Origin of the sequence: Sulfurifustis variabilis, from assembly GCF_002355415.1 — a bacterium.
In the GTDB taxonomy this organism is placed as follows: domain Bacteria; phylum Pseudomonadota; class Gammaproteobacteria; order Acidiferrobacterales; family Sulfurifustaceae; genus Sulfurifustis; species Sulfurifustis variabilis.
In genome coordinates this window covers 1,709,929-1,734,331 of sequence record NZ_AP014936.1, presented here as the reverse complement: position 1 = coordinate 1,734,331, position 24,403 = coordinate 1,709,929, and the positions used below count along the sequence as shown (strand labels likewise).

The following is a 24,403-nucleotide window of genomic DNA, read 5'->3' as shown; positions in this document are numbered from 1 at the left end:
ACGCCTGAAAGTCCGCTGATTTTATAGCGAAAAGTGGGCGATTGCTGCCGCCGGCCGCATCCCGGGAAAAAACAAACGGCCGGCGACCCGAGGGGTGGCCGGCCGTTCGGGTTTCACCCGGGGCGGTTCAGCTGATCCGGACGACGTTGGTTCCCGTGTAAATCTCCGACATCTCGTGTTTCAACCGCTGCGTCACGACCTTCGTGTCGGACGCCGGAAGATCGCCCTCGCGCACGCCGAAGAGGTAATTGTCCAGCTTGAATTCCTTCAGCATGAGCTTGGTGTGGAAGATGTTTTCCTGGTAGACGTTCACGTCGATCGCCTGGTAGCGGTTGAGCGTCGGCTTGTCGACGAAGTTCTGGATCGAGTTGATCTTGTGGTCGATGTAGTGCTTGGTCCCGCGCACGTCGCGCGTGAACCCCCGCACCCGGTAGTCGATGATCACGATGTCCGACTCGAACACGTGGATCAGGTAGTTCAGGGCCCGCAGCGGCGAGATCTTGCCGCAGGTCGAGACGTCGATGTCCGCCCGGAAGGTGCTGATGCCGTTGTCCGGGTGCATCTCCGGGTAGGTGTGCACCGTGATATGGCTCTTGTCGAGGTGCGCCACGACCGCCTCCGGGTGGATCGCCCGCGCGGCCGCCTGGCGCGCCTGGGCCTCCGGCAGCGGCCCGGGGGCCTCCGGATTGAGCGGCTCCTCGGACAGGGGCAGCTCGGAGATCAGCATCGTGACGCTCGCGCCCTGCGGATCGTAGTCCTGGTGCGCGATGTTGAGGATGTTGGCCCCGATGATCTGGGCCACTTCGGTCAGGATGCCGGTGAGGCGCTCGGCATTGTAGGCCTCGTCGATGTAGGCGATGTACTCCTTCTGCGCCTTTTCGCTCGGGGCATAGCAGATGTCGTAGATGTTGAAGCTGAGCGTCTTCGTCAGGTTGTTGAAGCTCTCCAGCTTGAGCTTCTTAAGCGGACGGAGCAGATCTGCCAATTTAGCCTTACCCCCTTACGCGGGCGTGTGGGAGTGGTGACCCGCGCGCAGGCGTTATTATCGGTCATCTTAGCAGCGAATCAATAAACTTCGAGATTTTTTTCAGGCGAGGTTGACCATCATCTGAACCGTATCGCGGTACGCCGACGCGGTCGCGAGCTGCACGCGATCCGGCGCGGGCCGGCCGTGCATGCGCACGAGGCGCAGCGGCGAGGCCGGATTGTCGGGCGCACGGAGCTTCTCCAGAACCTCGCCGGCGGCCGCCGGATCGTTGCAGACGAGAACCATGTCGCATCCGGCCTCGAGCGCCAGACGAGCCCTTTCCGTCACGCCGCCGGCGCCCTTTGCGCCCTCCATCGACAGGTCGTCGCTGAAGATGACGCCCTCGAATCCAAGGCGGCCGCGCAGAACCTTCCGGAGCCAGAAGCGCGAGAAGCCCGCGGGCTGCGCGTCGACGCGGGGATACAGGACGTGCGCCGGCATGATGCCGGCAAGCCCGTGCCCGATGAGGCGCTCGAAGGGAATGAGGTCTTCCGCCTCGATATCGGCATAGGCGCGGTCGTCGACGGGGAGCTCGAGGTGCGAGTCGGCGACGCAACCGCCGTGGCCGGGGAAATGCTTTCCGGTCGCCGCCATCCCCGCCTCGCTCATGCCCAGCACGTACGAGCTGGCGAGGTCCGCGGCCGCGTCGGCCATCGAGTGGAACGCCCGATCGCCGATGATGGTACTGAGCCCACGGTCGAGGTCCAGCACCGGAGCGAAGCTGAAATCGACGCCGACGGCGCGCAGCTCGGCCGCCATGAGCCACCCCGCGGCCTGCGCCAGGCGTTTCGCGCGCTTCGGGTTCGCGTCGTAGAGCTCGCCGAAGCGCCGTGCCGCCGGCAAGCGCGTGAACCCCTCGCGGAAACGCTGCACCCGCCCGCCCTCGTGGTCCACCGCGATCAATAGCCTCGGTTCCCGCAGGGCATGGATTTCGGCGCTCAGCGCGGCCACCTGCTCGGGCGACTCGTAGTTGCGGGAGAACAGGATGACGCCGCCGGCCAGGGGATGGCGCAGACGCTCGCGCTCCTCGGCGGTGAGCGCCGGTCCGGCGAGGTCGAGCATGACGGGGCCGAGGGTCATCAGCCCCGGATCGTGACGGGCGTGCCGGGCGGGACGAGGTCGTACAGCGTCACGATCTCGGTATTTCGCATCTTCACGCAGCCCCGGGAGCTCGGGACGCCCATCGGGTCCTCGTCCGGGCAGCCGTGGATGTAGATGTAGCGTCTCATCGTGTCGACTTCGCCCAACCGGTTCCGGCCGGGCTCGAGCCCCGAGAGCCAAAGGATCCGGGTCAGAATCCAGTCGCGATTGGGATAGAGACCGCGCAGCTCGGGGCTGTAGATCTCGCCGGTGGGTCTGCGGGAGACGAATACCGCGTTCAGCGGCTGTCCTGCCCCGATCTTGGCGCGGACAATGTGCCGCCCGCGGGGCGTGCATTCGCTGTGCCGGCGTTCGCCCGGCCCGTTTCGCGCCGTGGCGACCCGGGCCTCGAAAAGCACGCGGCCGGCACGGTCGCGCAGCACCAGCGTCTGGGACGGCACGTCCACCTCGATCGCCCGATCGGGGACCGGCTTACTTGACGAACAGGGCGAGGGATTCGACATGAGCGGTGTGCGGAAACATGTCGGCGACCCCCGCCGCCGAGAGCCGGTAGCCGAGCACCTCCACGAGATACTGGCTGTCGCGCGCGAGCGTGGCCGGATTACAGCTCACATAGACGATCCGCCGCGCCCCGTCGGCCGGCAGTGCACGGATCGCCTCGATCGCCCCGGTCCTGGGCGGATCGAGAAGCAGCCTTTCGAAACGAAAACCTTCCCAGGGCGCCGGGTCGAGCAGGCCGGCGAGATCCGCCGTCCGAAACTCGACGTTCGTCAGCCCGTTTCGTTCGGCGTTGGCCCGTGCCCGCGCGATGAGCCGCGGCTCCGCCTCGATCCCGAGCACCCGCTTCGCCTGCCTCCCAGCCGCGAGGGTGAAGTTTCCCAGGCCGCAAAAGAGATCGAGGACGGCGTCGTCCGGGGCGATCGCGAGCAGCTCCATCGCCTGGTGCACGAGGCGACGGTTCACCTCGGCATTGACCTGGACGAAGTCGGTGGGCCTGAAGACCAGGCGCACTTCGAACTCCGGCAGCGCGTAGCCCAGCTCGGGCGCGGGATCGGGCCACAGCGCCCGCACCGAATCCGGCGTGTCGGGCTGCAAATGCACCTGCACGTCATGCGCCTCTCCGAAAGCGCGCAAGCGCCGGAGGTCGGCCTCCGTGAGCGGCTCGAGGTGGCGGAAGACCAGCGCGACCGCCTCGTCCCCCGCCGAGGCCTCGATCTGGGGAAGCCGGTCCGGACGCGACAGCCCGGCGACCAGCTCGCGCAGCGCCGGCAGGAGCACCGCGACGCGGCGGTCGAGCGTCAGGCAGTCGTCGAGCGGCGTGATGTACGAGCGCCGCTTTTCGCGAAACCCCACCAGCACGCCGCCCTTCTTCGGAACGTCCCGTACCCCGAGGCGCGCCCGGCGTCGGTAGCCTCGGTCGGGTCCGAGAATCGGCGGAAGCCAGCGTTCGGGTGCGACCCGCCCGATGCGCCGAAGGTTCTCCGCGAGGACTCGCTGTTTGGCCGCGATCTGTGCGGGCGGCGCCAGATGTTGCAGGCTGCAACCGCCGCAGCGGCCGAAATGCCGACACGGGGGGGCAACGCGATCGGGGCTTTGCTCGATCACCTCGATGACCGATCCTTCGTCGTGGCGGCGACGCTTGCGGTGATAGCGGAATCGCACGCGCTCGCCCGGAAGCGCGCCGTCGATAAACGTCGCCTTGCCGTCGATCCGCGCGACGCCCCGTCCTTCGTAGTCGAGCGACTCGATGCGCGCCTCCGCCTCCTCGCCGCGCCGCGCCTGGGCCGGACCCGTCGTCTCGGTACCCGGGAATGCCGCGTGCATCATGCCGCCCGCCCTCCCTCCCAGGCATTCAGGAACCCATGAAGGTGCGGTCGGTCGCAGGAGCGCAGCGTGGCGCGCACGAGCTCGATTTCGCGTTCGTAGCCGGCGGCATCCAGGTTGCCGCGCATCAGCTCGTAGCGCAGATAGATCAGGTACGTGTTGAGCGCGTCGGTCTCGCAGTAGTTGCGGATGTCATCGATCTGACCGGCCTGATACTGGTCCCAGACGTGTGCGCCGCTGCGCCCCATTTTTCCGGGAAAGCCGAGCAGCACCGCGATCTCGTCGAGCGGGGCCGAAGCCCTCGCCTGGTACGCGGACAGCACGTCCATCAGGTCCGTGTGCCGCTCGTGATAGCGATTGACGTAGTTGTTGAAACGGAAGCTCTGGTCTTCCGCGCCGGTCTCCCAGTAGCGCGGCGCCGGCACGCCGTGCCGCAGGGCCCGGTAGTGCAGGACCGGCAGGTCGAAGCCGCAGCCGTTCCACGAGACCAGCGTCGGGCTGTACTTCTCCACGCCGTCGAAGAAGCGCTGGATGAGCTCGCGCTCGTCGGAGCCCGGCTCGCCGAGCGACCAGATGCGCAGGGCGTCGCCGCGCCGCAACACCGCGGAAATCGCCGCAATGCGATGCAGGTGATGGCGCAGGAACTCGGACTCGCCGGTCTGCTCGCGCCGTTTCATGGCCATCACCCGCGCCATGTCCGCGTCGCTCAGATCGTCGAGGCCATACAGGCGCCGGCCCGCTTCCACGTCCGGGATGGTTTCGATGTCGAATGCGAGAATGTTCATGTGATTGTCGAGACGCGGCCGGTCGCGGATACACACGAAGGAAAGTCGCGCCCCGCTTTCATTGCGCCGTCCTGCATTCCGTCGGCAACGTCGTGCTCGTTCAGTCGGGAAAAACGCCGGTCGAGAGGTAGCGGTCGCCGCGGTCGCAAATTATCGTGACAATCGTCGCGTTCTGTATTTCCGCCGAGAGCCGCAAGGCCGCCGAAACGGCGCCACCCGAGGACACGCCGCAGAAGATGCCCTCCTCCCGCGCCAGCCGGCGCGTCATGTCCTCCGCCTCCTGCTGCGTGACCTCCAGGATGCGGTCCACGCGTGCCGGGTCGTAGATCCTGGGCAGGTACTCTTTCGGCCAGGCCCGGATACCGGGAATCGACGCATTGGGACCGGGCTGCACGCCGACGATCTGGATGTTCGGGTTCTGCTCCTTCAGAAACCGTCCGGTGCCCATGATCGTACCGGTGGTCCCCATCGAGCTCACGAAATGCGTGACGCGCCCTTCGGTATCCCGCCAGATTTCGGGTCCCGTCCCCTCGTAGTGCGCGAGCGGGTTGTCGGGGTTGGCGAACTGGTCGAGCACCTTTCCCTTTCCCTCGCGCTCCATCTTCCCGGCGAGATCGCGCGCGCCCTCCATGCCCTCCTTCCGGGTCACCAGGATAAGCTCGGCCCCGAACGCCTTCATGACGGCGCGCCGCTCGACGCTCAGGTGCTCCGGCATGATCAGCACCATGCGGTAGCCCTTCATGGCCGCGACCATGGCGAGCGCGATGCCGGTGTTGCCGCTCGTCGCTTCGATCAGCGTGTCGCCGGGGCGGATCTCGCCCCGCTGCTCCGCATGCCGGATCATGCTGAGCGCCGGACGATCCTTCACGGAGCCCGCGGGGTTGTTGCCTTCGAGCTTCGCCAGGACGGCGTTCGACGTGCGGCCGGGCAGCCGCTGGAGGCGCACCAGCGGCGTGTTGCCGACGAACTGTTCGAGCGTTTGCACCCGGCTAATTTACACGTTTCGGAAGGCGGTTTTAACTCGGCTCGACGTGCTCGAGCACGAGCTGGAGCGTGCGCGTTCCGCGATAGTCGTTCACGTCCAGCCGATAAGCTGCACGCAGGCGAGACCACCCGGGAGGCTCGCCTGTCGGCGCAAGGTGAAAACCGATCGCCTCGAACGTGCGGCCGCCGTCCTGCTTCACCCGCAGCTTGACGTGCCGCTCGCCCACGACGCGGCGCTCGACGACCTCGAAGCTGCCGTCGAACAGCGGCTCGGGAAAACCCTGCCCCCAGGGCCCGCCGTCCCTCAGCAGCTGCGCGACTTCGAGCGTCAGCTCCTCGTCGCGCAGCTCGCCGTCCGTCAGCACGTGGCCCCGGAGATCGTCCTCGGCGATCAGCCGGCTCACTTCCCGATCGAAGGCGGCACGGAACGCGTCGAGATGCGCACGCGCGAGCGTCAGTCCGGCCGCCATGGCGTGCCCGCCGAAACGGGCGATCAGCCCCGGATGGCGCGCGGCGACGGCGTCGAGGGCATCGCGGATGTGCAGGCCCGGAATGGAACGCGCCGAGCCCTTCAGGTCCGTGTCCGAGGACGGCGCGAAGGCGATCACCGGACGATGGAGACGCTCCTTCAGGCGCGAGGCGACCAGCCCGATCACGCCCTGGTGCCAGCTGTCGTCGTGCAGGCAAAGTCCGCGCGGCAGGCTCGCGGCATCGAGGCGGAGGGCATCGAGGGCGGCCAGGGCCTGCGCCTGCATCTCCGCCTCGATGACGCGGCGCTCGCGGTTGAGCCCGTCGAGCTTCACGGCCATGTCGTGCGCCCGCGTCTCGTCGTCGGCCAGCAGGCACTCGATGCCCAGCGCCATGTCCGTGAGTCGCCCGGCGGCGTTGAGGCGCGGCGCGACGGCGTAAGCGAGATCGCAGGCGGTCAGGCCGTCGACGCGGCGACCGGCCACGGCCGCGAGCGCCCGCACGCCCAGGCAGCCCAATCCGCTGCGCACCCGCGCGATGCCCTGGGCGACGAGTATCCGGTTGTTGCGATCGAGCGGTACGAGATCGGCCACGGTACCCAGCGCGACGAGGTCGAGCAGGCGCGCAAGGTTGGGCTCCGGAAGCCCGCGTCGCGCAAACCATCCGTTTGCCCGAAGGCGGGCGCGCAGCGCGAGCATGCAGTAAAACGCGACGCCGACCCCCGCCAGATTCTTGCTCGGGAAGGAGCAGCCGCGCTGGTTCGGATTGATGATCGCGTCGGCCTCCGGCAGCTCCGGCCCGGGCAGGTGGTGATCGGTGATCAGCACCGCGATGCCGCGGGCCCGAGCCGCCCGCACGCCTTCGACGCTCGAAATGCCGTTGTCGACGGTGATCAGCAGATCCGGCTCGCGTTCGGCCGCCAGCGCGACGATCTCGGGCGTGAGACCGTACCCGTACTCGAAGCGATTCGGCACGACATAGTCGACGTGATGCGCACCGAGCGAGCGCAATGCGCGCACCACCAGCGCACAGCTCGTCGCCCCGTCGGCGTCGAAGTCCGCGACGACCAGGATGCGGCGCTGGTCCTCGATCGTGCCGGCGAGCAGCGCGACGGCCCGGTCGATGTCCTTCAGCGCCATGGGCGAAAGCAGGCTGTCGAACGAGTGGTCGAGCTCCGCCGTGCTCGAAAGGTTGCGCGCCCGGTAGATCCGGGCGAGCACCGGGTGCAGTCCCGTGGGCAATACGGCGTCCGGAGCGACCGGACGGCGGCGGATGGCACGGGGGATCACGCGTACGCCTCCAGCGGTCGGCGTCGCCGCCACCAGCGGCGCGCTGCCCGGCGGCCCAACCGGAATACCCGCTGATTTTCCGCGCACAGGACCGCCTCCGCGAGCTTGCCTGCGCGAACGGCTTCGTACGCCGGCCCGATCCAGTCGCGCTCCAGTCGCTGGACGGCCTCGCGCCAGTTGCGCGCCTCCCGGTACTGCGCCGCCGCGTGGGCGGCCTCGAGGACGACCAGCTGCCGCCCGACGTCGGATGTCAGGTCGCTGAAACGCGGAGGCACCGACGTCGCCGGCACGCCGGCGAGGCGCGCCAGCCCGAGGGCGACCGGCTCGTCACCGCACACGCGCGCCCAGCCGCTTCCGCGGACGGCGGGCAGCCGACCGCTGCCCCAGAACCACACGCTGTTGATCGCGAGCTCGCCCCGCGCCTCGCGGACCTCGTTCGCGCGCGTGGTGTGGAGCAGGATCTGCATCTCGTTCAGAAGGCCGCGCCAGGTCGCGCCCTCCTCGCCCCGCGGCAGGTGCGGGTGAATGTCCCGCCCGACGATCTCCGTGACCGGAGTGGTCACGAGGCGATGCTCGCGCGGCGGCTTGAGGTACCAGCGTGCCGGATGCGGCGCCTTCAGTACCCATCCCTCGTCCCCGTAGGTCTGCATCAGCTCGGCGACGAGCGCCTGGGCTTCCTCCACCGCGAGCGGCACGAGCTGCGTGTCGAGCAGGATCAGGCGGTCCCGTTCCGGCCGCAGATGAACCGGGTCGGCCCGCATCCACCATTCGTTGTCGATCACGCCCATGTCCACGACGCGTGTGACGGCCGCGACGGGCAGGTCCGCGTCCCGCGGGGGGTCGACTCCGAAGAGCGCGAAGAGCGCCGCCTCCATCCCGGAGGCCCCGGCGCGGGTCTCCGGGTCGGCCCGTGCGAGCCACGTGTCCAGGGCGGGAGTGACGAGAGGCGCAAGGTCGTCGGCGTCGAGCGACGGCGGCGGGCTGAACAGCCCGGGAACGAACAGCGTGAGCGAGGCGGAAGGGGACGTCCGGGGACGGCTCACCGCCATTGTCGAAGGCAGATTGCGTCGAGCCGCGGCGAGGCAGGATCGGCAGGCAGATCGAGCACCGGCAGGCCGTCCCGGGAGGCGCCGCCGGATCTCACGCCAGCCGATCCAGGATGGCCTGGCGCACCGCCCCGAGCTCGGCGGGAATGCGCGTCACGGTCGCGCCCGCCTGCTTGAGCGCGATGTCCGGGTCCTTCAGGCCATGTCCGGTCAGCGTGCACACCACGCGACTGCCGGAGGCGATTTTTCCCGTGCGCACGTCGCGCAGCAGCCCGGCGATGGAGATGGCCGAGGCGGGCTCGCAGTAGATGCCCTCCTTCCGGGCGAGGAGCTGCTGCGCGGCGAGTATCTCCTCGTCGTCGCACCGGTCGAACCAGCCGCCGGACTCCTTTTGCGCGCGCCACGCCTTGTCCCACGACTGCGGATGGCCGATCCGGATGGCGGTCGCGACCGTCTCCGGGTTGTCGATCATCCGCCCCGCCAGGAACGGTGCGGCGCCACTCGCCTGGTAGCCCACCATGACCGGACGGTTGTTCACGATGCCGTGCTCGGCGTACTCGGAATAGCCCATCCAGTAGGCGCTGATGTTGCCCGCGTTGCCGACCGGGAGGCAGTGATAGTCCGGCGCGGCGCCGAGCGCCTCGCAGATCTCGAACGCCGCCGTCTTCTGGCCCTGCAGGCGAAACGGATTGATGGAATTGACGATCGTCACCGGCGCCTGGCCCGCGACGTCCTTCACGATCTGCATGCCGGCGTCGAAGTTCCCCTGGATCTGCAACACCGCGGCGCCGTGCACGATCGCCTGGGCGAGCTTGCCGAGCGCGATCTTGCCGTCCGGGATCAGCACGAAGCAGGCGATGCCGGCGCGCGCGGCATACGCCGCCGCCGAGGCCGAGGTGTTCCCGGTGGAAGCGCAGATGATCGCGCGGCTCCCCTCCTCGACCGCCTTGGTCACCGCCATGGTCATGCCGCGGTCCTTGAACGAGCCGGTCGGATTGAGGCCTTCGTACTTGACGTAGATATCGACCTCGCGCGGCAGGTCGCGCGGGATGTTGCCGAGACGAATGAGCGGCGTGTTGCCCTCGCCCAGGCTGATGATGCGCGTGTCGTCGTGAACGGGCAGCCGATCGCGATACTTGTCGATCAGCCCGGTGTAGCGGGTCGTCGTGGTCATGTCAGTGCCAGTCGGCGTGCAGGTGTTCCAGGCGGATGCGGGTGACCCGTCCCTGTATCGGGCCGAGCGATTCGATGCGCGCGATCGCCGCGTTCATGCTGCGCTCGACCACGCGGTGGGTGAGGATGATGATCGGCACCACGCTCTCGCCCTCGGCGGGCTCCTTCTGCAGGATCGCCTCGATGCTGATCTGGAGGTCCGCGAGGATCCGGGTGACGTCGGCAAGGACGCCCGGGCGGTCCTCGGCGTGCATGCGCAGGTAGTACGAAGTCCTCACCTCCTCCATCGCAAGGATCGAGAGGTCTTCGAGCGCGTCGGGCTGGAACGCGAGGTGCGGCACGCGGTTCGTCGGGTCGGTCGTCAGCGTGCGCACGACGTCGACCAGGTCCGCGACTACGGCGGAGGCGGTGGGCTCGGAGCCCGCACCCGCGCCGTAGAAGAGCGTCGGACCGACGGCATCGCCCTTCACCAGCACCGCGTTCATCGCGCCCTCGACATTGGCGATCAGTCGCCTGCGCGGAATCAGGGTGGGATGGACGCGCAGCTCGACCCCGCTCTCCGTGCGTCGTGCGATACCGAGGAGCTTCAGCCGATAGCCGAGCTCTTCCGCGTACGACACGTCGAGACGCGTCACGCGCGAGATGCCTTCGACGTAGGCGTCCCGGAACTTGAGCGGAATCCCGAAGGCGATGGCGGCGAGAATCGTGAGCTTGTGCGCCGCATCGACGCCTTCGACGTCAAACGTGGGATCCGCTTCGGCGTAGCCGAGCCGCTGCGCCTCCCGCAGCACGTCCGCGAAGTCCGCGCCCTTCTCCCGCATTTCGCTCAGGATGAAATTGCTGGTGCCGTTGATGATTCCGGCCAGCCACTCGATGCGGTTGGCGGTGAGACCCTCGCGGATCGCCTTGATGATCGGAATGCCGCCCGCCACGGCCGCCTCGAACGCCACCATGACGCCGCGTTCCTGGGCCGCGCGAAAGATCTCGTTGCCGTGCAACGCGATCAGCGCCTTGTTCGCCGTCACGACGTGCTTGCCCTGCCCGATCGCCTCGAGCACGAGCGCACGGGCCGGATCGAGGCCGCCGATCAGCTCGACAATGACGTCGATGTCGGGGTTGCGCACCACGCTCTCGGCATCGGGTACGAGCGCGATGCCGCTGGTGGGGCAGGCGCGCTTCTTTCCGATGTCGCGGGCCGAGGCCTGGACGATCTCGATGCGCCGGCCGGCGCGGCGCGTGATCTCCTGCGCATTGCGCAGCAGCACGTTGACCGTTCCGCAGCCGACGGTCCCGAGGCCGAGGATTCCGACACGGACGGGTGCCGCCGCGCCGGCGCCCGCCTCGCGCGGCCCGGCGGCCGGGCGCTGCACGGAAGCGCGGCTCATGCGCTGCCGAGCCGGGCTTCGGCCAGCAGGCGCTCGCGCCGAAGCACGTCGCGGATCGAGCGGATCGCCTGCCGCGTGCGGTGCTCGTTCTCGATGAGCGAGAAGCGGACGTACTCGTCGCCGTACTCGCCGAAGCCGATTCCGGGCGACACCGCGACCTTCGCTTCGGCGAGCAGCTTCTTCGAGAACTCGAGCGAGCCCAGGTGCCGGTACGGCTCCGGGATGCGGGCCCAGACGAACATCGTCGCTCGCGGCTTGTCGACCAGCCACCCCGCGGCGAACAGGCCGTTGCACAACACGTCGCGCCGCTTCTGATACTTGGTCCGCACCTCCTCGACACAGTCCTGCGGCCCGTCCAGCGCGAGGATCGCCGCGACCTGGATCGGCGTGAACATGCCGTAGTCGAGGTAAGACTTCATGCGCGCGAGCGCGTAGACCAGCTTCGGGTTGCCGCACATGAAGCCGACGCGCCAGCCGGGCATGTTGTAGCTCTTCGACAGGGTGAAGAACTCGACGGCCACGTCCTTCGCGCCGGGCACCTGCAGGATCGACGGCGCGACGTACCCGTCGAACACGATGTCGGCATAGGCGAGATCGTGAAGGACCCAGATCTTGTGCTCGCGGGCGATGGCGACGACCTTTTCGAAGAAATCGAGCTCGACGCACTGCCCGGTCGGGTTGGCCGGAAAGTTGAGCACGAGCATCTTCGGCTTCGGCCACGAGTCGCGTATGGCCTTCTCGAGCTCGGCGAAGAAATCGAGTCCGGGTACGAGCGGCACGTGCCGGATGTCGGCTCCCGCAATCACGAAGCCGTAGGGATGGATCGGGTACGAAGGATTGGGCACGAGCACGGCGTCGCCGCGATCCACGGTCGCCAGCGCGAGGTGCGCCAGACCTTCCTTCGAGCCGATGGTCACGATCGCCTCGCTGTCCGGATCGAGGTCTACACTGAACCGGCGCTTGTACCAGTTGCAGATCGCCCGTCGCAGGCGCGGGATGCCCTTCGAGACCGAGTAGCGGTGTGTGTCCTCCCGCTGCGCCGCCTCGCAGAGCTTGGCGACGATGTGTGGCGGCGTCGGCCCGTCGGGGTTGCCCATCCCGAAGTCGATGATGTCCTCACCGCGCCGACGGGCCTGCGCCTTCAGCTCATTGACGATGTTGAAGACGTAGGGCGGAAGCCGCTTGATGCGTGGAAATTCGTCCATTCGGTACCGGGGATAGGCAGGCTGTTGTAGTATGCGCGTGCGCGGCTAGGCGCGAAATCCCTTGTATTATAGGGTGCGGCGCCCAAGACGGGAATCCGCCCGACGCCCCGCCGCCTCTTTTCGACGGCCCGCATGCAGATACGGCTCGACATGCCTTCCGGTCAGAACGTGATCCGCTCGTACGCGCGCGGTCAGGTGACCATCAACCGGGAAATCTACCGGACGAGCGTGCTGGTGAGCCCGGAGCGGATCGTGGCCGACTGGCCGCCCCAGAGCTTCGTCGCGCTCGCCCCCGCGCATTTCGAGCCGGTGGCGGCGCTCGCGCCCGAGATCGTGCTGATCGGCACCGGTGCCCGGTTGCGCTTTCCGCCGCCCGGGCTGGTCGAACCCCTGGCACGGGCGGGCATCGGCTTCGAGATCATGGATACGGGCGCGGCCTGCCGGACCTACAACGTCCTCATGGCGGAAGGCCGCCGTGTGGTGGCGGCGTTGCTGATGATCGAGGGCGAGGCGGACTAGCCGCGAAGACACTTAAGACTGCCCGCCGCCGAGCGCCAGGGAGACCGAAGACGCGCGCCATGGGCCAACCCGCGGAGCGGGAAGCGCATCGCCACAGTGCGCGGGGACCCAGGAAACTGAAACGTAACGCCAAGGCCGGTGCCCGGCAGACGCGCCTTCCCGCACGCATTGAGGAAATAACGCCCGCAATCGCGACATCCGGACGCAAAAGCGTCCGTCTCGATCGGTGCCGCTTGCCTTGCGCTCAGAACAGCGAGTCGACCGAAAAGCCCGCTTTCTCGAGGATCACGCGAAGGCGCTTCAGGGCTTCCACCTGAATCTGGCGAACGCGCTCGCGGGTCACACCGATGTCGGCACCGACCTCTTCCAGCGTCGAGATCTCGCGGCCGTTCAGCCCGAAGCGCCGCTCCACCACCTCCCGCTGCTTGTCGTTGAGCTCATTGAGCCAGGACTCGATGAGCTGGTGCAGGTCCTCGCGCTGCTTGGCCTTCTCCGGGTCGAGCGTGCGTTCGTCGGCGATGGCGTCGAGCAACGAGCGGTCCGGGTCGTCGTCGAGCGGTGCGTCCACCGACGCCAGGCGCTCGTTCAGGCCGAGCATCTGCTTCACGTCCTCGACCGGCTTGTCGAGAAGCTGTGCCACCTCCTCGGGCGTCGGCTCGTGGTCCAGCTTCTGCGAGAGATAGCGCGCCGCGCGCTGGTAAATGTTGATCTCCTTGAGCACGTGCACCGGCAACCGGATCGTGCGTGTCTGGTTCATGATGCCGCGCTCGATGGTCTGGCGGATCCACCAGGTCGCGTAGGTGGAGAAGCGAAAGCCGCGCTCGGGGTCGAATTTCTCGACCGCGCGGATGAGTCCGAGGTTGCCCTCCTCGATGAGATCGAGGAGCGAGAGACCGCGGTTCATGTATCGCCGGGCGATCTTCACCACCAGCCGCAGGTTGCTCTCGATCATCCTGCGGCGCGAATCCATGTCCCCGCGCTGCGCGCGGCGGGCGTAGTAGACCTCCTCCTCCGCCGTGAGCAGGGGGGGAGAAGCCGATCTCTCTCAGGTAAAGTCGTGTGGCGTCGGCCTGGGCGTAGGTGTCGTCCGCCGCCGTGCTGGCGGCGGGTGCTTCCCGCTCCTCGGCCTCTTCGGGGTCCGCCGCCCGAGTCTCCGACTCCTCGGCCTCCTCGGACTCGTCGGCGGAGGAAGTCTCCTCCTCGGTGTCCTCCACGTCCTGAGACACCTCTTTGTAATCGTCTTTCGATCTGCCTTTCTTGCGGGCGTGCGAGGGTTTGCGTGGAGGCATGCTACTTCTTCGGTAGGAACTCCAAGGGATCGACAGGGATGCCGCGCCGCCGTATTTCGAAGTGGAGCTTGGTCCGGTCGGTTCCGGTGCTCCCCATTTCGGCGATCTTCTGGCCCGCTTTTATCACACTTCCTTCTCGGACGTAGGTCGCGGCGCAGTGCGCATACGCACTCAAGTACTCTGCGTTGTGCTTCACGATGATAAGCTGTCCGTATCCGCGAAGTCCACTGCCTTCATACACGACTTCGCCCGGTGCCGCGGCGCGAATCGGTTGTCCCGCGTTGCCTGCGATATCGATTCCCTTGTTCGGTCCGCTCGCCGCGAAGCGCGCGACGATCGCTCCGTCCGTCGGCCAGCTCCAGACCAGCGGTTCTTCGCCCGCCGGAAGCGAGGCGGCCGTTGACCGGGCTTCGGTGCCGCGCGCATTCCGCCCGGTCGCGGCTGCCGACGCCTCTGCACCGGGAGGCGAAAGGCGAAGCTGCTGTCCGGGGAACACCGTGTACGGCGGCGCGATGCCGTTCCACAGAGCGAGGTCCTGATAACGCAACCCGCGCGAACGGGCGATCCCGTAGAGCGTCTCCCCTTTCGCCACGCTGTGAGAACCGCCGCGCGGCGGTTTCCGTCCGATCGCGGGCGGTTGGAGTCGCAACCGCTGCCCGGGATGAATCACGTAGGGCGGGTCGATGTCGTTCCAGGCGGCCAGCTCGCGGTAATCGCGGCCGGCGTCCCAGGCGATGCTGTACAGCGTCTCGCCGGCGCGCACCTCCCGATACGGCGCGTCGGGCTGCGGCGCGGCCGACCCTCTCTCCTTCACCGGGGCATAGGTGCGCGCGCTGCAGGAGCCCACCAGGAGGAGGAGACCGAGGACAACCAGTCCGGTCGAGTTCGCCGCTGCGCGAAGCATGCGCCTCGGGTAAACGGGCGCCGCCTAGAGGCGGTCTTTGACCAGGGGAACGAAATTCACCAGCTCCAGACGCTCCCGCGTGAAGTCGGATTCGTTCCGCTGGATCACGAGCAGTTCCTGCATACCGGCGTCACCGACAGGAATGACCAGGCGCGCGCCCGGTGCCAGCTGAGCCAGGAGGGGCGGCGGGATCTCCGCCGGCGCCGCGGAAACCACGATGCCGTCGAACGGAGCGTGCTCCGGCCATCCCTGGCTGCCATCGGCGTGGCGAAGATGGGCGTTGAGAACGCCCAGACGCCGCAGCAGGAGACGGGCGCGCTTGAGGAGTGCGTCGATCCGCTCGACCGTGTATACCCGTTCGGCCAGTCGGGAAAGAACGGCCGTCTGGTACCCGGAGCCGGTACCGATCTCGAGCACGTTCTGCAGTCGCCGTCCCTGACGAAGGCACTGGCACATGCGGGCGACGATGTAAGGCTGCGAAATCGTCTGGCCGTAGCCGATCGGCAGCGCGGTGTCTTCGTAGGCGCGCGAGGCGAGCGCTTCGTCGATGAACACGTGCCGCGGGACCGCACGCACGCTGTCGAGCACCTCCTGGTCGGTGATCCCGCCCGCCCGCAGTCTCTGGATCAACCGCTCGCGCGTGCGGAACGAGGTCATGCCGATGCCCTGGATGTCGGGTTTCACGTCCGCAGTTTCTTCAGCCAGGAGGAGACCTGCTCGAGGGCAGTATAGCGGGTCATGTCGACCTGCAAAGGGGTGATGGAAACGAAGTCGCGCCTTATGGCGTCGAAGTCCGTCCCGGGCCCGGCATCCGCTTCGGGTCCCGAAGCGCCGACCCAGTAGATCGGTTGTCCGTGCGGATCTGCGGCGCGCACCACGGCCTCCGATTTATGGCGGTGACCGAGACGTGTGGCCTCGAGCCCGGCGATGCGTTCGAGCGGAAGGTCCGGCACGTTCACGTTGAGAATCGTGTCGGCCGGGAGCGGGTCGTGCTCGAGCCGGTGGACCAGTCGCACGACGATCGCCGCCGCCGTCTCGTAGTGCTGTCCGGCGGAGCCGGCGAGCGAGACGGCGATCGCGGGCGCGCCCAGAAAACGTCCCTCGATTGCCGCCGCGACCGTGCCCGAATACAGCACGTCGTCACCGAGGTTCGCGCCCCGGTTGATTCCGGAGATGACCATGTCCGGCTGCTTCTCCATGAGCCCGGTGACGGCGAGATGCACGCAGTCCGTCGGCGTGCCATCGACGTAAACGAATCCGTTCTCGCCCTTCCGGGCGCGCAACGGCCGGGTGAGCGTGAGGGAGTTGCTGGCCCCGCTTCGATCCCGGTCCGGGGCGACCACGTCGACCTCCGCGAACTCGCCCAGGGCGCGGGCGAGGCAGGCGAGGCCCGGTGCGAGATATCCATCATCGTTGCTAACGAGAATGCGCATGACCCACAGATGCTGACAGCAAGGGTATCGGCGGGCACGGACGATACCGGAAACAGCCCGCATAAACCAACCGGCTCAAGGCCGGGGAGGTCACCGGGAAAGGGACGGCCAAATGACAGAACAGGCCCCCTTGTGCGAACCAACGGGGTCGGCAAACGCGCTTGACGTGCATCCATGCGGCCGAGCGCCCGCACACGGAAGTGCGGGCCGGGGCCGGTCGAAGTCGGGAAGTGACGCCAGGGACGGCTGGGACAGATGGTCGGGGCGAGAGGGCGAGAGCCGGGTCTTCATGGATGCACTTAACGTGCATCCATGCGGCCGAGCGCCCGCACACGGAAGTGCGGGCCGGGGCCGGTCGAAGTCGGGAAGTGACGCCAGGGACGGCTGGGACAGATGGTCGGGGCGAGAGGATTTGAACCTCCGACCACCACCACCCCAAGGTGGTGCGCTACCAGGCTGCGCTACGCCCCGTTCGTAGGGGGGCCATCATACGCGACGTCGCGCCGAGAGACAAAGCTCTCAGCGCTCGTCGAGGTAACGCAGAAGGTCTTCCAGTTCTGTGATAAGCGCCTGAACGGTCTGCGCACGCTCGCGGTCGAAGGGAGTCGCCGTCTCCGGCGCCAGCTTGTTGCGCGCGCCGCTGATCGTGAAGCCCTCGACGTAGAGCAGATTACGAATTTGCCGAATCAGCACGACGTCGTGCCGCTGATAGTAACGGCGGTTGCCTCGCCGCTTCACCGGCTTGAGTTGCGGGAACTCCTGCTCCCAGTAACGCAGGACGTGCGGCTTCACCGCGCACAGGTCACTCACTTCACCGATGGTGAAGTAGCGTTTGCTGGGAATGGGAGGTAATTCTTCGTTATCGGCCGGATCAAGCATTCACTTCAGCCTGCTTATTGGTCTTGTCGGCCGCGATCTTGTCCGCGTTCAGCTTGGCGTTGCGCTCAACCCGTTCCTTGAGCTTGTGGCTGGCCCGAAAGGTCACCACCCGCCGGGCGGTGATCGGAATTTCCTCCCCGGTCTTGGGGTTACGGCCCGGCCGCGAGTTCTTGTGGCGCAGCCCGAAATTGCCGAAACCCGACAGTTTCACGTTCTCACCTTCGACCAGAGCCGCGCGAATCTTTTCGAAGAAGAGTTCCACGAACTCCTTCGCCTCCCGCTTGTTCAGGCCCAGCTCGTTGAAAAGGCTTTCGGCCAGATCGGCTTTGGTTAAGGCCATGTCGGTCCTCGTACCGTGGTTGTTCTTCGACGGCTCGGGGCTCATCCCCGAAGCTCGGCCCCGAACTCCGAGTGCAGTGCCGCCGTCACCCGGTTCTGGAGCGCATCAACCTCTTCGTCTTTAAGGGTGCGCGAAGAATCCTGTAAGGTCAAGCCCAAACTCAAACTTTTTCGTCCCGAATCAATGCCTTCGCCGCGATATTCGTCGAATAGCTCGAGATTAACAAGCAAATTCCCGACCACTTTACGTATGGCGTCGACGATCTGCTGCGCGGCGATGTCCTCCGACACGGTAATCGAGAGGTCCCGGCGGATGGCGGGGAAGCGCGAAATCTCGCTAAAACGTGGAATATGGGCAGACGTCAGCGCCCCCACATCGAGCTCAAACGCAATGACCCGCTGATCCAGACCGAGTCGCGTCTGGACCAGGGGATGCACCACGCCGATTCGACCGATTTCCTCCCCTTCCAAGTGTATAGCAGCACTCTGACCCGGGTGCAGTGACGGATGCTCCACCGGCAGAAAGCGCACGTCTTTCGGACGACCGCCCAGGCTCAAAAGCGCCTCGACGTCTCCCTTGACGTCGAAGAAATCGATCTCCCTGCCCGACGCCCCCCATTGTTCCGGCCAGACTTCGCCGGTAACCACCCCGGACACCACCTCCTCCTCCCGAATCGCTCCCTCGCTCGCGATTCGAAAACGCCGGCCGATTTCGAAGAGGCGAACCCGCCCCTGCTGCCGATTCCTGTTATATAGAACGGCCTGCAGCAGCCCGGGCCACAGGGTCGTGCGCATGACGGCCATGTCGGCGCTGATCGGATTGGCGAGCTTCAGAACCGGTCGGGCCGGCTCAATAGCCTCCTGCCAGCCGGGATCCACGAAGCTGTACGTGACGACTTCCTGATAATCGCGGTCCGCAAGAAGCGTGCGCAGCCGCCCGCGGGACAAGCGGTTCTCGGGTCGGGACGGCGCACGCAGCTCCGCCTGGGGTCGCCGGACCGGAACACGGTCGTAGCCGCGCAAACGCGCGATTTCCTCGATCAGATCCACCTCGATCGCGATGTCGAAGCGAAAGGACGGGGGGACGACGGTCCATCCGCCCCTGATGCGGCGTATGCGCATCCCGAGACGTCGAAGGATGGTTTCAATTTCCCGAGGCGGGACGGCGAGGCCGAGCACCCGTTCCACGCGCGCGTGCCGGAGGACGATCGCGGACTTGACCGGAAGCGCACGTCGGTTGACCACCTCGCCGATCGGCCCGGGCTCCCCGCCGACGATGCCGAGAAGGAGCTCGGTCGCCCGCTCGAGCGCCGGCCGCGCGAGCTCGGGATCGACGCCCCGCTCGAAGCGCTGAGACGACTCGGTCTGCAGGTTGAGCGCCCGCGCCCGGCCGCCGATCGACTCCGGACGAAAGTGGGCGCTCTCGAGGAAGAGATTGCGCGTCTCCCGGCCGACCCCCGAGCGGGCCCCTCCCATCATGCCGGCGAGAGCAAGCGGACCCTCGCTGTCGGCGATGAGCAATGCCGCCGAGTCGCCCAGATCGAGTCGCCGGCCGTCGAGCAGCGACAAGACGTCGCCCGGCGCGGCATGCCGCACCTGGATATCGCCACGCACCCGATCGAGATCGAATGCATGCATCGGTTGCCCCAGCTCCAGCATGACGTAGTTCGTGACGTCGACGACCGGATGGATGGCCCGTATTCCGCTACGCCGGAGCCGTTCGCTCAACCAGATCGGTGTTTGAGCCGCGGGATCGATGTCACGGATGACTCGCCCCGCATAACGCGGGCAGTCACGCGTCGCTTTCACTCTCACCCGCCGAATCGCCTTCGACACCGCGCGCTGACGCCGTATCGCTACAGGCCTCAGTCGGGCCCCCGTCACGGCCGCGATCTCGCGCGCAACGCCGGCGAGGCTCAGGCAGTCGCCCCTGTTGGGCGTGAGATCGATGTCCAGCACCGCGTCATCGAGGGAAAGCTGCTTCACGAGCGTCGCCCCGACCCGCGCGCTGGAATCGAGGATGAGCAGCCCCTGGCTCTCCGCCTCCAGCCCGAGTTCCGCCGCCGAACACAGCATGCCCGCGGACTCGATTCCGTGAATTACCGTACGCTCGATGCGCCGACCGTCGGGAAGAACGGCACCCGGAAGAGCGAGCGGAACCTTGATCCCCGCCCTCGCGTTCGGTGCGCCGCAGACCACGGTAATCGTCTCGTTCGAGGCCGACTGGACCTGGCACACCTGCAGACGACCGGCGCCGGGGTGTGGCGACGCCCTGCGGATCCGGCCCACCACCACGCCCTCGAGGGACGGCCCGGCGGCCGAAACCGCGCCGACTTCCAGTCCCGCCATGGTCAGCCGCTCTGCGAGCGCCGGGGTGTCGAGCTTCGGCGACACCCATTCACGCAACCACTGTTCGCTGATTTTCATGAACGCAATTCTTTAGCGCCGCGCCGAGGACACGGGAATGCGCAGTGTCAGGCGGTTCGCCTTCTCAACTGAACTGCTGCAAGAACCTCAGATCGTTCTCGTAGAACAGCCGGATGTCGCTCACGCCGTAACGCAACATGGCAAGACGCTCGACGCCGAGCCCAAACGCGAAGCCGGTGTAGCGCTCGCTGTCGATGTCGACGTGGGCAAGCACCGCCGGATGCACCATCCCGCAGCCCAGCACCTCGAGCCAGCCGGTCGACTTGCACACGCGGCATCCGCCGCCGCCGCACATGACGCAGGTGATGTCGACTTCGGCCGACGGTTCCGTAAACGGAAAGTACGAGGGCCGCAGGCGCAGCCTAAGATCCTGCTCGAAAAACCGCTGAAGGAAATCGTGCAGTACGCCTTTCAAGTCGGCGAAGCTGACCTGCTCGTCCACCATGAGTCCTTCGATCTGGTGGAACATCGGCGTATGAGTCACGTCGGAGTCGCAGCGGTAGACCCGCCCGGGTGCGATAATCCGGAGCGGCGGCCGGTGGTTCTCCATGTACCTCACCTGAACCGGAGAGGTGTGAGTGCGCAACAGCCGGCGGGCATCGAAGTAAAACGTATCGTGCATTGCCCGTGAGGGGTGATGAGCCGGAATATTCAGCGCCTCGAAGTTGTGAAAGTCGTCTTCGATCTCCGGACCGTCGGCGATATCGAACCCCATGCCGACGAAGAGGTCTTCCAGCCGTTCCAGTGTGCGCGAGATGGGGTGCGGACCTCCCCGGTGCAGACCACGGCCCGGTAACGTCACGTCGATGCGCTCGCGCTTCAGGCGCGCGCTTTGTGCGCGCGTCTCCAACGCCTCGCGACGTGCACGCAGCGTTTCCTGAAGCGCCTCCTTCGCGTCGTTCACCCACTTGCCGACGCGCGGGCGGTCCTCGGCCGGCAGGCTGCCGAGGCGCTTGAGCTGCTCCGTGAGCAGCCCCTTCTTGCCCAGGTACCGAACGCGCAGTTCCTCGATGACCGCGACGTCGCCGGCTGCAGTGGCGGCCGCATCGGCCTCGGCCAGCAGTCGCTCGAGCTGCGCCTGGACGGACTCCGTGGTTTCCGACACGCTTTCGTTCCCAACAAAAGCGAGGGAAAGGTCGAGGACCTTTCCCTCGCGTTCAGCGGACTTCGGCGGAGGACCGCTCGCTCAGCCGGCGAGCGCGGTCTTGGCTTTGTCGGCCAGGACGGAAAAGGTCTTCTTGTCGTGGACGGCAAGGTCGGCGAGGACCTTGCGGTCGATCTCGATCGCGGCCTTCTTGAGGCCGTTCATAAATCGACTGTACGACAACCCGCACTCGCGCGCCCCGGCGTTGATACGGGTGATCCACAGCCCGCGAAAATCGCGCTTGCGCGCGCGGCGATCGCGAAAGGCATACTGATCGGCCCGCATGACCGCCTGCTTGGCGGTCTTGATGTTCTTGCGCCGGGCGTTGTAGTAGCCCTTCGCGCGGGAGAGAACCTTGTTGTGGCGGGCACGCGAGGTGACACCGCGTTTCACGCGTGGCATGGCGGCCCTCCTTAGGCGTGCGGCAGCATGCGTCGCACGAGACCGGCATCGGACTCGTGGACCATGGTGGTGCCGCGCAGGTGACGTTTGCGCTTGGCGCTCTTCTTCGTGAGGATGTGGCGCAGGTGCGAGCGCGAGCGCTTGAACCCGCCGCTCGCGGTTCGCTTGAAGCGCTTGGCCGCGCCCCGGTTGGTCTTCAACTTCGGCATTTCAATTACTCCGCATTCTCGTGCCGGCCGCTCTTCAGCGGCGATGAGGCACGACTGTTAACGTTTATGAGGCCCGACGATCATCACCATCTGGCGGCCCTCGAGGCGCGGGTGCTGCTCAACCATGCCGTATTCCTTGAGGTCCGACTCGACGCGCTTCAGGAGTTGCATCCCGAGCTCCTGGTGGGCCATTTCACGGCCGCGAAAGCGCAGAGTGATCTTCGCCTTGTCTCCGTTTTCCAGGAACCGTATCAGGTTGCGCAGTTTGACCTGATAGTCCCCGATGTCCGTCCCGGGACGAAACTTCACTTCCTTCACCTGTATCTGTTTTTGTTTCTTCTTCGCCGCGTGGCGACGCTTGCTCTCCTCGTACTGGAACTTGCCGTAGTTCATGATACGGCAGACGGGTGGCGCGGCATTCGGCGAGATCTCGACGAGGTCGAGCTCCGCCTCTTCCGCCCGCTTGAGCGCCTCCTGGATCGGCACGATTCCCACCTGCTGCCCGTCTGCACCGATGAGGCGAACCCGGGGCGCGTTGATCCGCCCGTTTATCCGTAACTCTTTATCCGACGCGATGTTTACCGTCCTCCAAAATATGAATGCCGCGGCCCGCGATCTCCCGAGTGAGTCGTTCGCTGAACGCCTCGAGCGTCATGACGCCCAAGTCCTCACCCGTCCGCGTGCGCACGGCTACCGTACCGTCGAGCGCCTCCCGTTTGCCGATGACCAGCAAATAAGGAATGCGCTGTAACGTATGTTCGCGGATTTTAAAGCCAATTTTTTCGTTTCTCAAGTCGGATTCGGCTCGGAGGCCACGGTCCCGCAGGACGCGCTCGGCTCGCCGGGCATACTCGTTCTGCTGGTCCGTGATGGTCAGAATCACGGCCTGGACCGGTGCGAGCCAGGCGGGAAATGACCCGGCGTACTCCTCTATGAGAATCCCGATAAAGCGCTCAAACGACCCCAGGATCGCCCGGTGGAGCATGACCGGGACCCTTTTCGTCCCGTCCTCCGCCACGTAGCTCGCGCCGAGGCGCCCGGGCATGGAGAAATCGACCTGGATGGTGCCGCACTGCCAGACACGACCGATGCTGTCCCGAAGGGAGAATTCGATCTTGGGCCCGTAGAAGGCGCCCTCCCCCGGCTGCAGCTCCCAGGGCAGACCTTTGCCGTTCAGGGCCTGTTCGAGCGCGTGTTCCGCCCTGTCCCAACTCTCGTCCGAGCCGATCCGGTTCGCCGGCCGGGTCGAGAGTTTGTAGCGTACCTCCTTGAAGCCGAAATCGCCGTAGACCTTGTGCAGCAGGTCGATGAACGCGGAGACCTCACCCTGGATCTGATCCTCGGTGCAGAAAATATGCGCGTCGTCCTGCACGAAGCCGCGCACGCGCATGAGCCCGTGCAGGGCTCCGGACTGTTCGTTCCGGTGGCAGGAGCCGAACTCGGCCAGGCGCAAGGGCAGGTCCCGGTAGCTCTTCAGACCCTGGTTGTACACCTGGATGTGTCCGGGGCAGTTCATCGGCTTCACGGCGTACAGCCGCTTCTCCGACTCGGTGATGAACATGTCCGCGTGGAACTTCTCCCAGTGGCCCGAGCGCTCCCAGAGCGACCGATCGATCAGCTGCGGCGTACGGATCTCCTTGTAGCCGTGGGCGCGCCACAGCTCGCTCATGTACTGCTGTATCTGCTGGTAAATGCGCCATCCCCGCTCGTGCCAGAACACCATGCCCGGCGCCTCTTCCTGGGTATGGAAGAGGTCCAGCTGACGCCCGAGCTTGCGGTGGTCGCGCTTCTCGGCCTCCTCCAGACGGTGCAGATAGGCGTCGAGCTGCTCCTTGTTGGCCCATGCGGTCCCATAGACGCGCTGGAGCATCTCGTTGCGCGAGTCGCCGCGCCAGTAGGCGCCGGCCACTTTGGTCAGCTTGAAGGCCTTGAGCTTGCCCGTGCTGGGGACATGCGGCCCTCGGCAGAGATCCACGAAATCGCCCTGTCGATAGAGCGAGATGTCCTCTCCGGCCGGGATGGCCTCGATGATGCGGGCCTTGTACTCCTCACCCTGGCCCCGGAAGAACCGCACCGCCTCGTCCCGCGGCATGACGCTGCGCGCGACCGGATAGTCCCGCTTTGCGATCTCATGCATTCGGGCTTCGATGCGCCGCAGGTCGTCCTCGCTGAAACCGCGATCGTAGGCGAAGTCGTAGTAGAAGCCGTCCTCGATGACCGGTCCGATCGTCACCTGCGCGTCGGGGAAGAGCTCCTTGACGGCGTGTGCGAGGAGATGCGCGGAGGAGTGTCGCAGGATCTCCACGCCTTCCGTGTCGCGATCCGTGACGATCGCAACTCGGGCATCGCTGCCGATTTCGAACGACGTGTCGACCAGCCGTCCGTCAACCTTGCCGGCGAGGGCCGCCCGGGCAAGCCCGGGCCCGATATCGGCGGCGATCTTCGCGACGGTGACGGGATGGGAATACGAACGCTGACTGCCGTCCGGCAGCGTGATGACTGGCATACTTCAAACCCTTCGATCAGTGGCGACCGCTACGACTGGCCGCGTGTCGGGCTCGTCTCAATCAG

23 protein-coding genes, 1 tRNA gene and 1 pseudogene are annotated in these 24,403 nt (G+C 66.6%); 1 reads left to right on the top strand and 24 read right to left on the bottom strand.

From position 1 onward, the window contains the following. Positions 1-127: 127 nt before the first annotated feature. The 11 genes from speD to alaC form a co-directional block, all read right to left on the bottom strand. Entirely contained in the window at positions 128-976 is an 849-nt protein-coding gene (gene speD, locus SVA_RS08350; RefSeq protein ID WP_096462875.1) for an adenosylmethionine decarboxylase, read from the bottom strand. A gap of 111 nt (positions 977-1,087) precedes the next feature. Then, positions 1,088-2,107 carry a beta-N-acetylhexosaminidase gene (gene nagZ / locus SVA_RS08345; protein WP_096460796.1) on the bottom strand — a complete coding sequence of 340 codons (1,020 nt, stop codon included), beginning with the start codon at positions 2,105-2,107 and terminating at the stop codon, positions 1,088-1,090. Then, entirely contained in the window at positions 2,107-2,631 is a 525-nt protein-coding gene (locus SVA_RS08340) for a L,D-transpeptidase family protein (protein ID WP_096460795.1), read from the bottom strand. Before SVA_RS08340 ends, nagZ begins: the two co-directional genes overlap by 1 nt. After that, complete coding sequence (gene rlmD, locus SVA_RS08335; RefSeq protein ID WP_197703428.1) at positions 2,600-3,955, bottom strand: 23S rRNA (uracil(1939)-C(5))-methyltransferase RlmD; 1,356 nt, start codon at positions 3,953-3,955, stop codon at positions 2,600-2,602. Before rlmD ends, SVA_RS08340 begins: the two co-directional genes overlap by 32 nt. Continuing rightward, positions 3,952-4,737, bottom strand: a complete 786-nt coding sequence (locus tag SVA_RS08330) for a 3'-5' exonuclease (RefSeq protein ID WP_096460794.1) — start codon at positions 4,735-4,737, stop codon at positions 3,952-3,954. Before SVA_RS08330 ends, rlmD begins: the two co-directional genes overlap by 4 nt. A 100-nt stretch (positions 4,738-4,837) precedes the next feature. Further along, positions 4,838-5,722, bottom strand: a complete 885-nt coding sequence (cysM, locus tag SVA_RS08325) for a cysteine synthase CysM (RefSeq protein ID WP_197703427.1) — start codon at positions 5,720-5,722, stop codon at positions 4,838-4,840. 31 nt (positions 5,723-5,753) lie between these two features. Further along, positions 5,754-7,475 (bottom strand): single-stranded-DNA-specific exonuclease RecJ, encoded by a 1,722-nt coding sequence (gene recJ / locus SVA_RS08320; RefSeq protein ID WP_096462873.1) that lies wholly within the window; start codon positions 7,473-7,475, stop codon positions 5,754-5,756. Further along, positions 7,475-8,521, bottom strand: a complete 1,047-nt coding sequence (locus SVA_RS08315; protein ID WP_148665416.1) for a hypothetical protein — start codon at positions 8,519-8,521, stop codon at positions 7,475-7,477. The genes recJ and SVA_RS08315 overlap by 1 nt, the downstream gene beginning before the upstream one ends. A gap of 97 nt (positions 8,522-8,618) precedes the next feature. Next, entirely contained in the window at positions 8,619-9,698 is a 1,080-nt protein-coding gene (gene thrC, locus SVA_RS08310) for a threonine synthase (protein ID WP_096460791.1), read from the bottom strand. A gap of 1 nt (position 9,699) precedes the next feature. Continuing rightward, positions 9,700-11,082 carry a homoserine dehydrogenase gene (locus tag SVA_RS08305; RefSeq protein WP_096460790.1) on the bottom strand — a complete coding sequence of 461 codons (1,383 nt, stop codon included), beginning with the start codon at positions 11,080-11,082 and terminating at the stop codon, positions 9,700-9,702. Next, the gene (gene alaC / locus SVA_RS08300; RefSeq protein WP_096460789.1) at positions 11,079-12,287 is read right to left on the bottom strand and encodes an alanine transaminase; all 1,209 of its coding nucleotides are present in this window, start codon (positions 12,285-12,287) and stop codon (positions 11,079-11,081) included. The genes SVA_RS08305 and alaC overlap by 4 nt, the downstream gene beginning before the upstream one ends. Positions 12,288-12,419: 132 nt before the next feature. Here alaC and SVA_RS08295 point away from each other — a divergent pair, with 132 nt between their 5' ends. Then, positions 12,420-12,806 carry an Mth938-like domain-containing protein gene (locus SVA_RS08295; RefSeq protein ID WP_096460788.1) on the top strand — a complete coding sequence of 129 codons (387 nt, stop codon included), beginning with the start codon at positions 12,420-12,422 and terminating at the stop codon, positions 12,804-12,806. Between the two features lie 244 nt (positions 12,807-13,050). Here SVA_RS08295 and rpoS read toward each other — a convergent pair. The 13 genes and pseudogenes from rpoS to thrS all read right to left on the bottom strand — a co-directional run bounded on the left by rpoS (position 13,051) and on the right by thrS (position 24,338). Continuing rightward, a pseudogene (gene rpoS / locus SVA_RS08290) lies at positions 13,051-14,020 on the bottom strand (RNA polymerase sigma factor RpoS). A gap of 76 nt (positions 14,021-14,096) precedes the next feature. Beyond that, complete coding sequence (locus SVA_RS08285) at positions 14,097-14,999, bottom strand: peptidoglycan DD-metalloendopeptidase family protein (protein ID WP_096460787.1); 903 nt, start codon at positions 14,997-14,999, stop codon at positions 14,097-14,099. A 24-nt stretch (positions 15,000-15,023) separates the two neighbouring features. Then, complete coding sequence (locus SVA_RS08280) at positions 15,024-15,683, bottom strand: protein-L-isoaspartate(D-aspartate) O-methyltransferase (protein ID WP_096460786.1); 660 nt, start codon at positions 15,681-15,683, stop codon at positions 15,024-15,026. Further along, a complete protein-coding gene (surE, locus tag SVA_RS08275) occupies positions 15,680-16,432 on the bottom strand; it encodes a 5'/3'-nucleotidase SurE (RefSeq protein WP_096460785.1) in 753 nt (250 codons plus the stop codon). Before surE ends, SVA_RS08280 begins: the two co-directional genes overlap by 4 nt. A gap of 394 nt (positions 16,433-16,826) precedes the next feature. After that, positions 16,827-16,903, bottom strand: a tRNA-Pro gene (locus SVA_RS08270). 48 nt (positions 16,904-16,951) lie between these two features. Beyond that, the gene (locus SVA_RS08265; protein WP_096460784.1) at positions 16,952-17,311 is read right to left on the bottom strand and encodes a MerR family transcriptional regulator; all 360 of its coding nucleotides are present in this window, start codon (positions 17,309-17,311) and stop codon (positions 16,952-16,954) included. After that, the gene (locus SVA_RS08260) at positions 17,304-17,651 is read right to left on the bottom strand and encodes an integration host factor subunit alpha (protein ID WP_096462872.1); all 348 of its coding nucleotides are present in this window, start codon (positions 17,649-17,651) and stop codon (positions 17,304-17,306) included. Before SVA_RS08260 ends, SVA_RS08265 begins: the two co-directional genes overlap by 8 nt. Positions 17,652-17,692: 41 nt before the next feature. Continuing rightward, positions 17,693-20,077 carry a phenylalanine--tRNA ligase subunit beta gene (gene pheT, locus SVA_RS08255; RefSeq protein ID WP_096460783.1) on the bottom strand — a complete coding sequence of 795 codons (2,385 nt, stop codon included), beginning with the start codon at positions 20,075-20,077 and terminating at the stop codon, positions 17,693-17,695. A gap of 64 nt (positions 20,078-20,141) precedes the next feature. Next, a complete protein-coding gene (gene pheS / locus SVA_RS08250; protein WP_096460782.1) occupies positions 20,142-21,182 on the bottom strand; it encodes a phenylalanine--tRNA ligase subunit alpha in 1,041 nt (346 codons plus the stop codon). A gap of 81 nt (positions 21,183-21,263) precedes the next feature. Continuing rightward, positions 21,264-21,623 carry a 50S ribosomal protein L20 gene (gene rplT, locus SVA_RS08245; RefSeq protein WP_096460781.1) on the bottom strand — a complete coding sequence of 120 codons (360 nt, stop codon included), beginning with the start codon at positions 21,621-21,623 and terminating at the stop codon, positions 21,264-21,266. Between the two features lie 11 nt (positions 21,624-21,634). Next, complete coding sequence (rpmI, locus tag SVA_RS08240) at positions 21,635-21,832, bottom strand: 50S ribosomal protein L35 (protein ID WP_096460780.1); 198 nt, start codon at positions 21,830-21,832, stop codon at positions 21,635-21,637. Between the two features lie 57 nt (positions 21,833-21,889). Then, positions 21,890-22,408: a translation initiation factor IF-3 gene (infC, locus tag SVA_RS08235; RefSeq protein ID WP_096460779.1), complete on the bottom strand. Its 519-nt coding sequence runs from the start codon at positions 22,406-22,408 to the stop codon at positions 21,890-21,892. After that, positions 22,395-24,338 carry a threonine--tRNA ligase gene (gene thrS / locus SVA_RS08230; protein ID WP_096460778.1) on the bottom strand — a complete coding sequence of 648 codons (1,944 nt, stop codon included), beginning with the start codon at positions 24,336-24,338 and terminating at the stop codon, positions 22,395-22,397. The genes infC and thrS overlap by 14 nt, the downstream gene beginning before the upstream one ends. Positions 24,339-24,403 lie beyond the last annotated feature (65 nt).